The sequence below is a fragment of the Amycolatopsis sp. FU40 genome, assembly GCF_021903635.1.
GTDB lineage: Bacteria > Actinomycetota > Actinomycetes > Mycobacteriales > Pseudonocardiaceae > Amycolatopsis > Amycolatopsis dendrobii.
This window is the reverse complement of sequence record NZ_CP091381.1, coordinates 609,679-622,432: the sequence shown is the minus strand read 5'-3', so window position 1 is coordinate 622,432 and position 12,754 is coordinate 609,679. Positions and strand designations below refer to the sequence as shown.

At 70.8% G+C, this 12,754-nt stretch carries 10 protein-coding genes and 1 pseudogene; 6 read left to right on the top strand and 5 right to left on the bottom strand.

Annotated features, from left to right (window positions below):
* The first annotated feature begins 1 nt into the window (after window position 1).
* The 4 genes from L3Q65_RS04135 (at window position 2) to L3Q65_RS04120 (ending at window position 4,081) form a co-directional block, all read left to right on the top strand.
* Window positions 2-928 (top strand): ABC transporter ATP-binding protein, encoded by a 927-nt coding sequence (locus L3Q65_RS04135; protein WP_037359205.1) that lies wholly within the window; start codon window positions 2-4, stop codon window positions 926-928.
* Window positions 925-1,713 (top strand): ABC transporter permease, encoded by a 789-nt coding sequence (locus tag L3Q65_RS04130; protein WP_182896113.1) that lies wholly within the window; start codon window positions 925-927, stop codon window positions 1,711-1,713. Before L3Q65_RS04135 ends, L3Q65_RS04130 begins: the two co-directional genes overlap by 4 nt.
* Before the next feature lie 149 nt (window positions 1,714-1,862).
* Window positions 1,863-2,834: a heme A synthase gene (locus tag L3Q65_RS04125; protein WP_237598810.1), complete on the top strand. Its 972-nt coding sequence runs from the start codon at window positions 1,863-1,865 to the stop codon at window positions 2,832-2,834.
* Between the two features lie 317 nt (window positions 2,835-3,151).
* Window positions 3,152-4,081, top strand: a complete 930-nt coding sequence (locus tag L3Q65_RS04120; RefSeq protein ID WP_237598809.1) for an acyl-CoA desaturase — start codon at window positions 3,152-3,154, stop codon at window positions 4,079-4,081.
* On the opposite strand, the gene L3Q65_RS04115 is transcribed toward L3Q65_RS04120, so the two are convergent.
* Window positions 4,078-4,941: a RimK family alpha-L-glutamate ligase gene (locus tag L3Q65_RS04115; RefSeq protein WP_182896117.1), complete on the bottom strand. Its 864-nt coding sequence runs from the start codon at window positions 4,939-4,941 to the stop codon at window positions 4,078-4,080. The genes L3Q65_RS04120 and L3Q65_RS04115 overlap by 4 nt on opposite strands.
* The gene (locus L3Q65_RS04110; RefSeq protein WP_182896118.1) at window positions 4,938-5,255 is read right to left on the bottom strand and encodes a hypothetical protein; all 318 of its coding nucleotides are present in this window, start codon (window positions 5,253-5,255) and stop codon (window positions 4,938-4,940) included. The genes L3Q65_RS04115 and L3Q65_RS04110 overlap by 4 nt, the downstream gene beginning before the upstream one ends.
* A 92-nt stretch (window positions 5,256-5,347) precedes the next feature.
* On the opposite strand from L3Q65_RS04110, the gene L3Q65_RS04105 reads away from it, so the two are divergent.
* Complete coding sequence (locus tag L3Q65_RS04105) at window positions 5,348-6,319, top strand: quinone oxidoreductase (protein ID WP_182896119.1); 972 nt, start codon at window positions 5,348-5,350, stop codon at window positions 6,317-6,319.
* 1 nt (window position 6,320) lies between these two features.
* On the opposite strand, the pseudogene L3Q65_RS04100 reads toward L3Q65_RS04105, so the two are convergent.
* From L3Q65_RS04100 to L3Q65_RS04090, 3 genes and pseudogenes are all read right to left on the bottom strand, one after another.
* Window positions 6,321-6,836: pseudogene (locus tag L3Q65_RS04100) on the bottom strand (FKBP-type peptidyl-prolyl cis-trans isomerase).
* 62 nt (window positions 6,837-6,898) lie between these two features.
* Window positions 6,899-9,139, bottom strand: a complete 2,241-nt coding sequence (locus tag L3Q65_RS04095; RefSeq protein WP_182896120.1) for an AAA family ATPase — start codon at window positions 9,137-9,139, stop codon at window positions 6,899-6,901.
* Between the two features lie 100 nt (window positions 9,140-9,239).
* Window positions 9,240-10,220, bottom strand: coding sequence for a heme o synthase (locus L3Q65_RS04090; protein WP_037814661.1), 981 nt, complete (start codon window positions 10,218-10,220; stop codon window positions 9,240-9,242).
* 427 nt (window positions 10,221-10,647) lie between these two features.
* Here L3Q65_RS04090 and tkt point away from each other — a divergent pair, with 427 nt between their 5' ends.
* The gene (gene tkt / locus L3Q65_RS04085; protein WP_237598808.1) at window positions 10,648-12,747 is read left to right on the top strand and encodes a transketolase; all 2,100 of its coding nucleotides are present in this window, start codon (window positions 10,648-10,650) and stop codon (window positions 12,745-12,747) included.
* The last annotated feature ends 7 nt before the right edge of the window (window positions 12,748-12,754 follow it).

Genomic DNA, 12,754 nt, shown 5'->3' with positions numbered 1-12,754 from the left:
TGTGGACAACCCCGCCGTCGAGATCTCCGGCTTGGCGAAAAGCTACGGCTCCACCACCGCGGTCGACGGCATCGACCTGCGCATGGAGCGTGGTTCCCTGCTGGCCCTGCTCGGGCCGAACGGCGCCGGAAAAACGACCACTGTCGAGATTTGCGAGGGTTTCCGCAGACCTGACGCGGGCCAGGTGCGCGTGCTCGGCCTCGACCCCGTCGCGGACAGTTCCCGGCTCCGCCCGCGCGTCGGGATCATGCCCCAAGGCGGCGGCGCGTACCCGGGCGTGCGCGCGGAGGAAATGCTGCGGCTAGTGGCTTCCTGCGCGGCGAACCCGCACGATCCGGCGTGGCTGCTCGACGTGCTCGGGCTCGCCGGCGCGAAGCGGACCCCGTTCAAACGGCTCTCCGGCGGGCAGCAGCAACGGCTTTCGCTGGCATGCGCACTGGTCGGCCGTCCGGAGCTGGTGTTCCTGGACGAGCCCACCGCGGGCATGGACCCGCAGGCGCGGCGGCTGGTCTGGGACCTGCTCGCGGCCTTGCGCGCGGACGGCGTGAGCGTCCTGCTCACCACCCACCTGATGGAGGAAGCGGAGACGCTGGCCGACCAGGTGGTGATCGTGGACCACGGCAAGGTGGTCGTCGAAGGCACGCCGCATTCGCTGACCCTGGAGGCGGGCGAGGCGGCGCAGCTGCGGTTCCGCGCCCGGACGAAACTCGACACGACGCTGCTCGAAGCCGCGCTGCCGGAGGGGTACCGGGTCAGCGAAACCGCACCCGGTTCGTATCTGGTGGAGGGCGCGGTCGACCCGCAGGTGGTCTCCGCCGTCACCGCCTGGTGCGCGCAACAGGGCGTACTGCCCGAACAACTGCAAGTCGGACGGCGGACGCTCGAAGAAGTGTTCCTCGAACTCACCGGACGGGAGCTGCGCGCATGAGTTCTCCGTTCCCCGCGGGCACTTTCGCCCCCGCGCCCGGCCGCGGTTCGCTCGGCAAGATGCTGCGCACGCACGCACGCGTCGAGGCCGCGCTGACCCTGCGGCACGGCGAGCAGCTGCTGCTCACCCTCATCATCCCGCTCGCGCTGCTGATCGGGCTGAGCCTGCTGGACATCCTTCCCGCGAGCCAGCTCGGTTCGACGTCCAAAGTGGACTGGATGACGCCGAGGATCCTCGCGCTGGCGGTCATGTCGTCGGCCTTCACCGGCCAGGCGATCGCGCTCGGCTTCGACCGGCGGTACGGCGTGCTGAAGCGGCTTTCGGCGACGGCGCTGCCGCGCTGGCTGCTGGTGGCCGGACGGGTCGTGGCGGCGCTCGTCGTGGTGGCGCTGCAGTCCGTGGTGCTCGGCGTCGTCGCGGCCTTCCTGGGCTGGTCCCCGTCGGCCGCCGGGATCGGTTCGGCGGTGGTGCTGCTGATCCTGGGGACGCTGGCTTTCGGCGCGCTGGGCGTGCTGCTGGGCGGCGCGTTGCGGGCGGAAGCGGTGCTGGCGCTGGCGAACATCGTGTGGTTCGTCCTGCTGCTGGCAGGCGGGATTCTGCTCGCCCCGTCGGCGCTGCCGTCCGGGGTCGGTCTGGTGGTGTCGCTGCTGCCTTCCGGTGCGCTGGCGGAAGGCATGCGCGCGGCGCTGGTGGACGGCCAGTTCCCGCTCGGTCCGGCGGCGGTGCTGGTGGTGTGGGCGGCGGTGGCCGGAGTGCTGGCGACGCGGACCACGAAACTCACCTGAATCTCACCCGCCGATTTCCGGAACACCGCACGGAAATCCCCGGGAAATGTGACCGCCGCCGCACCCGATTCCTTGCGCACGCTGGCAAATCCGGGCGGAACAATACCGCCGCGTGAAGGCGGGAAAACGCGCGCGAGTATTCTTTCCGCGTGTCCCTTCGCAGTTTGATCGCCCGCCTGCCGTATCCCTCCGCCGCGGTCCAGCGCGGCGTCGGGATCGCCGCGGTGGTCACGCAGGCAGGCATCGGCGTCACCGGTTCCGTGGTGCGGGTGACCGGGTCCGGGCTGGGATGCCCGACCTGGCCGCAGTGCGTCGCGGGCAGCCTGGTGCCGGTGCGGCGCTCCGGCATCGACGCGGTCACGCAGTGGATCGAGTTCTCGAACCGGATGCTGACCGGCGTCGTGATCGTGGTGGCGGCGCTGGCCGTGCTCACCGCGTGGCGGATCCAGATCGACCACCCGGAGCGCAAGCGCCTGGTGAAGCTCGCCTGGACGATGCCCGGCGGCGTCGTGCTGCAAGCGGTCATCGGCGGGCTGACGGTGCTGGCGAAACTGGAATGGTGGACGGTCGCGATCCATTTCCTCGCTTCGACGCCGCTCGTATGGCTGGCGGTCCTGCTGCTGAAGGCCTTCCGCGAGGGAGACGAACCGGCGCGCCCGCTGGTCCCGAAGCTGGGACGGCAGATGCTGGTGCTGCTGACGGTGCTGATGTGGGCGGTCCTGATCGCCGGCACGACGGTCACCGGAGCGGGCCCGCACGGCGGCGACGTCAACACGCATCGGCTCGACGCCCCGATCGAGCAGCTGGCGCGGATCCACAGCGGACTGCTGATCGCGTACCTGGTCGTGTTGGGGGTCTTCGGGCTCACGCTGATGCGCGTCGGCGCGCCGAAGAGCGTGTGGCAGCGGTACGCGTGGGCGTGGGTCGTCGCGCTGCTGCAGGGCGTGCTGGGAACGGTGCAGTACGCGCTGGGCGTGCCCGAGGCGATGGTGTCGTTCCACGTGCTCGGCTCGGCGCTCGTGATCGTGGTGACGGCGGTGCTGTGGACGGGCACCCGCGACCGCGGCCCGGTCACGTCGCTGGAGCCCGCGGAGAAGCGCGAACTCGCCACCGCGAACTGACGGCTTCGCGCCGTTGGGCATCGGCCCGGGAACCATCGGCCCAAGCGCCGGTTCTCCGCTCGGCCTCGCCTCTTGGTGTTCAGGCCACAGCCAACTTGCCATCGCGAAACCGACGGCTTCGCGCTGCCGAGCATCAGCCGGAAACAGCGGGGACAAAAACGCCCGCTCTCCGCTCGGCCTCCTCTCGACGACCAACTCGCCACCGCGAACTGACGGTCATCCGGGCGTAACTGCGCGTCGGCCCGGCGGACAGGTCGGCGGCTTACCGTCGTCGCCGACCGGCTTTCCGAAAGCCCCGAAAAGCCCGAGGTGCCGCCATGCCGACCGCCCCTGCCCGTGCCGCCAAGCCCCTTCTATCCGGCAGGCGCGGGACCGCCGAAATGATCGTGCTCAAGACGTTCCTGCTCGTGCCGTTCGCCGCGCTGATCGCCGCCGTGCCGTTGCTGTGGGGGTGGGGCATCGGCTGGACCGACCTGATCCTCGCGACTGTTTTCTACGTGCTCGCGACGCTCGGCGTGACCGTCGGGTACCACCGCTACTTCACCCACGGTGCCTTCAAAGCGAGCCGCCCGCTGCGGATCGCGCTCGCGATCGCGGGGAGCATGGCCGTGCAGGGTTCGGTGATCTTCTGGGTCGCGAGCCACCGCCGCCACCACGCGTTCTCCGACCGCGACGGTGATCCGCATTCGCCGTGGCTGTTCGGCACGTCGCCGTCGGCGCTGCTGCGCGGGTTCTGGCACGCGCACATGGGCTGGATGTTCCAGCGCGAGGTCACCAACGCCGACCGCTTCGCGCCGGATCTCGTCAGCGACCGCGACCTGCGGCTGGTGAACCGGTTCTTCTGGCTGTGGATCACCCTCAGCCTCGCCCTGCCCGCCGCGCTCGGCTGGGCCTTCAGCGGCACCTGGCAGGGCGCGCTGACGGCGTTCTTCTGGGCCGGGCTGGTCCGGATCGCGTTCCTGCACCACGTGACCTGGTCGGTGAACTCGGTGTGCCACCTGATCGGCGACCGCCCGTTCGCGAGCCGCGACCGCGCGGCCAACTTCTGGCCGCTGGCGCTGCTGTCCATGGGCGAGTCGTGGCACAACTCCCACCACGCCGACCCGACCTGCGCCCGGCACGGCGTGCTGCGCGGACAGGTGGACGTCTCGGCCCGGGTGATCTGGGCGTTCGAACGGCTCGGCTGGGCAAGCGACGTCCGCTGGCCCCGGGCAGAACGGTTGGCGGCGAAGCGGCGAACGAGCTAGGCCAATTGCTGCCGCACCGCGGACGCGAACCGCAACGGAGCACCCGCGTCCGCGTGCCGGAACCCCAGCGACGGCTCAGTCAGCTCCAGCTCCAGCACCAACGGACGGCCGTCGTCCCCGCGGACCAGATCCACCCGCGCGTACAAGAGTTCCGCCCGCAAAATACCGAGCAACCCGCAAGCGGCGTCCAGCGCGTCCTCGGCCACCGCACGCACCTCGGGAGCCGGAACAGCGGCCGCCAGCCGCTCTTCCCGGTACAGCCCGGAAGCGTCCACTTCGGACTCCAGCGGTGCGAATTTCGTGAAAGCGTGCGAATAAACGCCGCCGAAGTACACGACCGCGATCTCGCCTTGAGTGTCCACACTGGACTGATACGGCTGAATCAGACCGGTGCGCCCGTCCTCGTGCAAAGCGCGCAGATGCCGCTCCGCGTCCGCACCGGAGGAGGCGAACCGAGCGGCGCCGCGACCTCCCGCCCCCACCGAAGGCTTCACCACGAACGGCTTCTTCGGCCAGCGCGGCTTCTCCCCCGGCGGCACGATCTCGACCGGCACCGTCGGCACACCCGCGTCGAGCAGTTCGCCGAGATACGTCTTGTCCGTGTTCCACCGCGCGACCGCGGCCGCATTGCTCAGCCCGGGCACGTCCTCGCACCAGCTGAGGAATTCCTCCCGGCGCTCCGGGTAGTCCCAGGCCGCACGCAGCACGACGATGTCCGCCGAAGCGAAATCGGCGGCCGCGTCCCAGGCCGCCCAGCTCACCGCGAATCCGAGGTCCGCGAGCGCGGGCAGCACCGCGGCCTCGTCGCCGTCGCCCTCGGGCAGCGCGGCGCAGCCGACGAAAATCGCCGAACGGGTCACCGGCCCGCTCGCGGCCCGGCCATCTTGCGCCGGTGCGCGGCACCGATTTTGACCGTCTTCACGGTTTCGCTGTCCCACTCCGCGGCCTCGAGGTCGTCGACCTGCTCGACCAGCGCGGTCCCGGTCTCGACCCCGGCGACCAGCACGTCGCCCATCGCCCCGTCCGGGCCCACGAGCACGACGCGTGCGCCGGCCAGCCCGATGTTCTCGACCACGGCGCGCGACGGTTTGCCGTGCTTCGCCACGAAACCGCGGGCGGAGGCCAGCTGGCGGGCAGTCGGCGCGGTCGGCGTGTTTTCGGTCTCCTCAGCCACGTCCGGAGCTTAACCCGAGACCCCCGCCCCCGCGGCCCGACCGTGTTCTCGGCCATAGTGGACGCCAGACGCGCACATCTCGAGGAGGAACCATGCCGACCGCAGTGCAGGTGACCCGGACCGGCGGCCCGGAAGTGCTGGAACTGGCCGAGATCGAGCCCGGCCCGCCCGGCGCGGGCGAACTGCTGGTCGACCTCGCCGCGGCGGGCGTCAACTACATCGACACCTATCAGCGCCAGGGCATCTACCCGATCGACCTGCCGTTCGTCCTCGGCTCCGAGGGCGCCGGGACGGTCGTGGAGACCGGCGAGGGCGTCACCGAATTCGCCCCCGGCGACCGCGTGACCTGGCAGGGCGTGCTCGGCAGCTACGCCCAGCGCGCGGTGGTCCCGGCCGGCGCCACGGTGAAGGTGCCCGAAGGCGTGTCCGACGAGATCGCCGCCGCCACGATGCTGCAGGGCCTGACCGCGCACTACCTGGTGCGTTCGACCTACGAAGTGCAGGAAGGCGACGACATCCTCGTCCACGCGGCGGCCGGCGGCGTCGGTTTGCTGCTGGTGCAGCTGGCGAAGGCGCGCGGCGCGCGAGTGCTGGCCACGGTGTCCACCGACGAGAAGGCCGAGCTGGCCCGTGGCGCGGGCGCGGACCACGTGATCCGCTACGACCGCGAGGACTTCGCCGCCGCGACCCGCGAGCTGACCGACGGCGAAGGCGTCGCCGCGGTCTACGACGGCGTCGGCAAGAACACCATCGACGGCAGCCTCGCCAGCCTGAAGATCCGCGGCACCCTGGCCCTGTTCGGCGCGGCCAGCGGCCCGGTGCCGCCGCTCGACCCGCAGCGCCTCAACTCCGGCGGTTCGCTCTTCCTGACCCGCCCGACGCTCGGCCACTACCTGCGCACGCGCGAGGAATTGGACTGGCGCGCAGGCGAACTGTTCGCCGCCGTGCAGGACGGTTCGCTGAACGTCCGCATCGGCGGCCGCTACCCGCTCGCCGACGCCCGCAAGGCCCACGAGGACCTCCAGGGCCGCCGGACGACCGGGAAGCTGCTGCTGATCCCCTGACTCAGGAAACGGAGAGGGCGTCGGTCACGAACACCAGCGTTTCGTTGGGCGCGATGCCGCGTCCGCCGTCCTTGTAGGCGAGGGCGGACGGAATGATCATCAGCCGCCGTCCGCCCTGCTTGACGCCGACCAGGCCCCGATCCCAGCCGTCGATGACCTGGCCGGCTCCGAGGTCGAGGCCGAACGGCTCGCCGCGGTCGAACGAGCTGTCCAGCTTCTTCTTGTTCGACCAGGTGACGACCAGCTAGTTCATCGACAGCTTCGACCCGGCGGCCGCGGCCTTCCCGGTGCCCTCCGACAGATCCTTGGTGAGCAGCTTCTTCGGCGGGGCGCAGTCGTCCGGGACGGTGATCGTCGGCACCTGGCCGAAGTTCCCGGTGGTCTTGATGTCGTCCGCGGTGCACTCGCGGCTCGGGGTCGCCGGAGCCGCGCTGCTGTCGCCGCCGCAGGCCGTGAGGCCGAACGCGGCGACTGCCGCGACCGCGCCGATGACGGCTGTCCTGCCGATGTTCTGCATGATTGAATGTATCCGCACGGCGCAGCCGTTCCGTTGAGGGTGGCGGCGGGGCGGGGTCCGGGTTAACCAAGCCCGCCGAGCGCGGGCACCGCCGGACCAGTCCGCACCACGCCGAGCCGTTGCGTAGCCCGAGTCAACGCCACGTACAGGTCGTTGAGCCCACGCGCTGACCCCGACACGATCTCGTCCGGCGACACCAGCACGACCCCGTCGAACTCCAGCCCCTTGGAACGATCGACCGTCAGCACGCTCAGCCGCTCGTCCTCCGGAAGCAGCTTCCGCACCTCGTCGAAGCGACCGCCCGGCACCAGCACCGCCACGGTCCCACCGTCCACAGCGGACAGTTCCGCGGCCACCAGCGACGGCAGTTCCTCGTCCAGCGAAACGACTTCCACGCCCCACGGCGGCACCCCGGTCTCCCGCACCGAAGCGGGCGCGGCCAGATCGACGTCGAGTTCGGCGAGCACGCCCGCCGCGACCGCCATGATCTCCGCCGGGGTCCGGTAGTTCACCGTCAGCTGCTCCAGCCGCCAGCGGTCCGCGACGTACGGCGACAGCACCTCGTCCCAGGTCCGTGCTCCCCCGGCGGCCCCGGTCTGCGCGACGTCGCCGACCAGTGTCATCGACCGGTTCGGCGTGCGGCGCATCAGCAGCCGCCAGTCCATCGCGGACAGTTCCTGCGCCTCGTCCACGATCACGTGCCCGAACGTCCACGTCCGGTCCTGCGCCGCCCGCTGCGCCGCGGTCAATTGGCTGCGCGCCTGCTGCCGTTCGGCGAACAGTTCGGCGTCCAGCACGTCGGACACCCGCAGGACCTCCTCGTCCTGGATTTCCTCATCCTGGTCGAGGATGTCCAGCACGCCCTCGGCGTACGCCCGCTCGACGCGTTCCTGGCGCTTCTGCTCGGCCTCCTCCTCGGAGTCGTCGCTGCCGAGCAGTTCGGCCAGTTCGTCGAGCAGCGGCACGTCGGCGGGCGTCCACTTCGCGTCGCGGCCGCTCTCCAGGTGCTTCCGGTCCTCTTCGGACAGCAGCTCGCCCGCCGCCCGGTCGAGGTGTTCGCGCTCGGCGAACAGGTCGTCCAGCAGGCCCGCGGGCGTGAGTTTCGGCCACAGCGAGTTCAGCGCGGCGGCCACCGCGGGGCTCGACGCCAGCTCGGCGCGGATGTCCTGGACGTCCTGGGCGTCCAACAGGTCCTCGCCCAAAGCGCGGGCGGCCTGCCGGGTGAGCGCGTCGAGGACGTCGGAGACGAACAGCCGCCGCGCGAGGTTGTGCGGGCGCCGCGAACGGCGGGCCCGGGCCCGGGCCTGCGTGCAGGTCTTCCGGTCGAGCTTCAGGATCTCGCGTTCGTGCTCGATCTCGATCACCGGATCGGGTACACCTTGCCGATCCCGGACGGCCTTGGCGAGCACCTCGGCCATCACCAGGCGGCCCTTCACCTCGGCCGCTTCCGGCGACTCGGCGCCGTCCGCGTCCAGACCCGGCCACAGCTGCCCGATGGTCGACAGCAGCACGCCGGTCTCGCCGAGCGACGGCAGCACCTGGCCGATGTAGCGCAGGAAGGTCGAGTTCGGGCCGACGACGAGCACGCCGCGCGTGGTCAGCTGCTGGCGGTGCGTGTAAAGCAGATACGCCGCGCGATGCAGCGCCACCGCGGTTTTCCCGGTGCCCGGCGCGCCCTGCACCACCATCACCCCGCCGAGCGGCGCGCGGATGATCCGGTCCTGCTCGGCCTGGATGGTGGCGACGATGTCGGCCATCTCGCCGGTCCGGCGGCGCTCCAGCGCGGCCAGCAACGCGGCCTCGCCGGCCAGCCCGAGGTCTTGGCCCTGGTCGGCGGCGGTCAGGTCGAGGATCTCGTCGTCGAAGCCGGTGACGCGACGGCTCAGCGACCGCAGATGGCGACGGCGGCGCACGCCGTCCGGCGAAGCGGCGGTGGCGAGGTAGAACGGCCGCGCGACCGGGGCGCGCCAGTCGATCAGCAGCGGCCGGTAGTCGTCGTCCTCGTCGAACAGGCCGAGCCGTCCGATGTAGGCGGTTTCCTCGTCGCTGCTGCCGGGCACGAAGTCCAGCCGCCCGAAGCACAAGCCCTGCTCGACCGACCCGAGCTGGGCGAGCCGGTCGCTGTGCAGGGTCGTGGCGGCTTCGCGTTCGGTCCGCGCCTGCGGCGTCCCGCCGGTCTGGCGCAGGGTCTCGTCCAGCCGGCGCTGGGTCTGGGTGCGTTCGGCGTCGAGCTTCGCGAACAGGGCGTCGACGTAGGCCTGTTCGTGGCGCAGCTCGGCTTCGTAGGCCGGTTCCTCGGGCAAGGAAAGGTCCTGCTTTCAGGTCGGGATCGGGGCCGGAAGAGTGCAACCGGCGAGGATCCCGGGCCATTCCTGCCCGGCGCGGAACGGGTCGGAGAACGGGTCAGAACGGGAGGCCGAGGACCGGCAAGCCGATCGCCGAGTCGACCGCCAGCGCGACGAACACGATCATCAGGTACGTGTTCGACCGGTGGAACAGCGCCATCGGCTTGGTCTCCTCGCCGCGGTGCACGGCGGCCTGCAGCCGGTGCGCGTAGAAGAGGAACCAGCCGCCGGCGAGGATCGCGAAGGTCGCATACAGCCAGCTGGTGACCGGGAGCAGCAGCAGCGTCCAGGCGACCATCACCCACGAGTAGATGACGATCTGCCGGGCCACGTGCTCGGCGGTCGCGACGACCGGGAGCATCGGCACGCCCGCGCGCTCGTAGTCGTCGCGGTACTTCATGCCCAGCGCCCACGTGTGCGGCGGGGTCCAGAAGAAGATCACGCCGAACATCACGAACGCGGGCCACTGCACGGTGCCGGTGACCGCGACCCAGCCGATCAGCACCGGCATGCAGCCCGCGGCTCCGCCCCAGACCACGTTCTGCGACGTCCGCCGCTTGAGGCCGAGGGTGTAGACGAAGATGTAGAACAGGATGGTCGCGATCGCGAGGACCGCCGCCAGCAGGTTCACCGTGAAGTACAGGACGGCGAACGACGCGATGCCCAGGACGAGGCCGAAGATCAGCGCGTTGCGCCGCGGCACCGCGTCCTTCACCAGCGGGCGCCGCTTGGTGCGGTTCATGACCTTGTCGATGTCGCTGTCGATCACGCAGTTGAGCGCGTTCGCGCTGCCCGCGGCCATGGTGCCGCCGACCAGCGTCGCGACCACCAGCCACGGGTTCGGCACCTCGCGCCCGGCGAGGAACATCGCGGGGATCGTGGTGACGAGGAGAAGCTCGATCACGCGCGGCTTCGCCAGCGCGGCGTACGCGCCGGCCACCTGGCGGAAGCTTCGCCGGGCCCCGCTCGGCCGTCCGCCGTCCGGGGGTACGGCGCTGGTGTCTTCACTGCGTCCGTGCGCAGCGTTCACCAACGACATTTCTCTCCCTGAGTCAGTCCTGGGCCGGGCGGCGCGGAAGAAGAGGTGGTGCTCATGGGGAACTCCCGTGCCTGGCCCGCGATCGATGTTAGACGTGGCGGACTGGCTCAGCGCCCGCGGGTCCGGGACACGCCCGGCGGTGTCTCGTCCGTCACGTCGCCCCGTGAGTCGCGAAGGCCTTCGGCGGGTAGCCGGGGAAGGACAGGCGGGCAGGATCACCTCACCCGCAGGGTGCGCGCCCGCGCTCGCGCGCACGCGTACGCACTAGGGTGACAGCGACGGGCCGCTCGCTCCGCCTGCACAGCGCCGCCAGCAGGAATATCGTCCCTTCGGGATCGATTGAGATAACTGAGGGCGCACACCGCAGCACTTGAGCGGCACGCACGGAATACAGCCACCACTTCACCGACGCAGGAGTTCGAGTTCAGTGTCCGAAACCTCTAGCAGCGAGACCAACCCCTTGCTCCGGCGCAACGTGCCGGCCGACTGGACCGAGACCGACACCCGCGCCGTAGACACCGCCCGCGTGCTTGCCGCGGACGCCGTCGAAAACTGCGGCAGCGGGCACCCGGGCACTGCGATGAGCCTGGCGCCGCTGGCGTACACGCTGTTCCAGCGCACCATGCGGCACGACCCGGCCGACCCGGAGTGGCCCGCCCGCGACCGGTTCGTCCTCTCCGCCGGGCACTCGAGCCTGACCCTCTACATCCAGCTGTACCTGGCCGGGTTCGGCCTGGAGCTGGAAGACCTCGAGCAACTGCGCCGCTGGGGCTCCAAGACCCCGGGCCACCCGGAGTACCGCCACACCAAGGGCGTCGAGACCACCACCGGCCCGCTGGGCCAGGGCCTCGCGAACGGCGTCGGCATGGCGATGGCGGCCCGGCGCGAGCGCGGCCTGCTCGACCCGGACGCCGCCCCCGGCGAGAGCATCTTCGACCACCACATCTACGTGATCGCCTCCGACGGCGACATCGAAGAGGGCGTCACCTCCGAGGCCTCGTCCATCGCGGGCCGCCAGCAGCTGGGCAACCTGATCGTCTTCTACGACGACAACAAGATCTCCATCGAGGACGACACCAACATCGCGCTGTCCGAGGACGTCGCGAAGCGGTACGAGGCCTACGGCTGGCACGTGCAGACCGTCGAGGGCGGCGAGGACGTCGTCGCGATCGAGGCGGCCATCAAGGCGGCGCAGGCCGAGACCGAGCGCCCGTCGTTCATCCAGCTCCGCACGATCATCGGCTACCCGGCCCCGACGAAGATGAACACCGGCAAGGCGCACGGCGCGGCGCTGGGCGCGGAAGAGGTCGCGGGCGTCAAGAAGGCGCTGGGCTTCGACCCGGAGAAGAACTTCGACGTCGACGAGGCCGTGCTCGCGCACACCCGCCAGGCGATCGAGCGCGGCGAGAAGCAGCGCGCCGAGTGGCAGGAGCGCTTCGAGGCGTGGGCCGCGGCGAACCCGGAGCGCAAGAAGCTGGCCGACCGGCTGTCGACCCGCACGCTGCCCGAGGGCTTCGCGGACAACCTGCCGTCGTGGGAGCCCGACGCCAAGGGCATCGCCACCCGCAAGGCCTCCGGCGAGGTGCTCAACGCGCTGGCCGAGCCGCTGCCCGAGCTGTGGGGCGGTTCCGCGGACCTCGCGGAGAGCAACAACACCACCATGAAGGGCGCCGACTCGTTCGGCCCGGCCGAGGCCGGCACCGACATGTGGAAGACCAACCCGTACGGCCGCACGCTGCACTTCGGCATCCGCGAGCACGCGATGGGCTCGATCCTCAACGGCATCGCGCTGCACGGCGGCACCCGCCCGTACGGCGCGACCTTCCTCACCTTCTCCGACTACATGCGCCCGCCGGTCCGGCTCGCCGCGCTGATGAAGGCCCCGGTCATCTACGTGTGGACGCACGACTCGATCGGTCTCGGCGAGGACGGCCCGACGCACCAGCCGATCGAGCAGATCGCCGCGCTGCGCGCCATCCCGGGCCTCAACGTCGTCCGCCCGGCGGACGCCAACGAGACCGCGTACGCGTGGAAGGCCGTTCTGGAAGACGTGCACCACCCGTCCGGCTTCGCGCTGACCCGGCAGAACGTGCCGGTGCTCGAGGGCACGAACGCCGAGGGCGTCAAGAAGGGCGGCTACGTGCTGGCCGAGGCGTCCAACGGCGCCCCGGAAGTCGTGCTGATCGCGACCGGTTCCGAGGTCCAGCTGGCGGTCGAGGCGCGCAAGACCCTGGAGGCCGACGGCATCCCCACCAGCGTGGTCTCGATGCCGTGCGTCGAGTGGTTCGACGCGCAGGACCAGGACTACAAGGACGCCGTCCTGCCGCCGACGGTCAAGGCCCGCGTTTCGGTCGAGGCCGGGATCGCGATGCCGTGGCAGCGCTTCACCGGCGACGCCGGCGAGAACGTGTCGATCGAGCACTACGGCGCCTCGGCCGACGCCGCGACGCTGTTCCGCGAGTTCGGTTTCACCGCCGAAGCCGTGGTCGACGCCGCCCGCCGCTCGATCGCCAACACCAAGAACTGAATTGAAG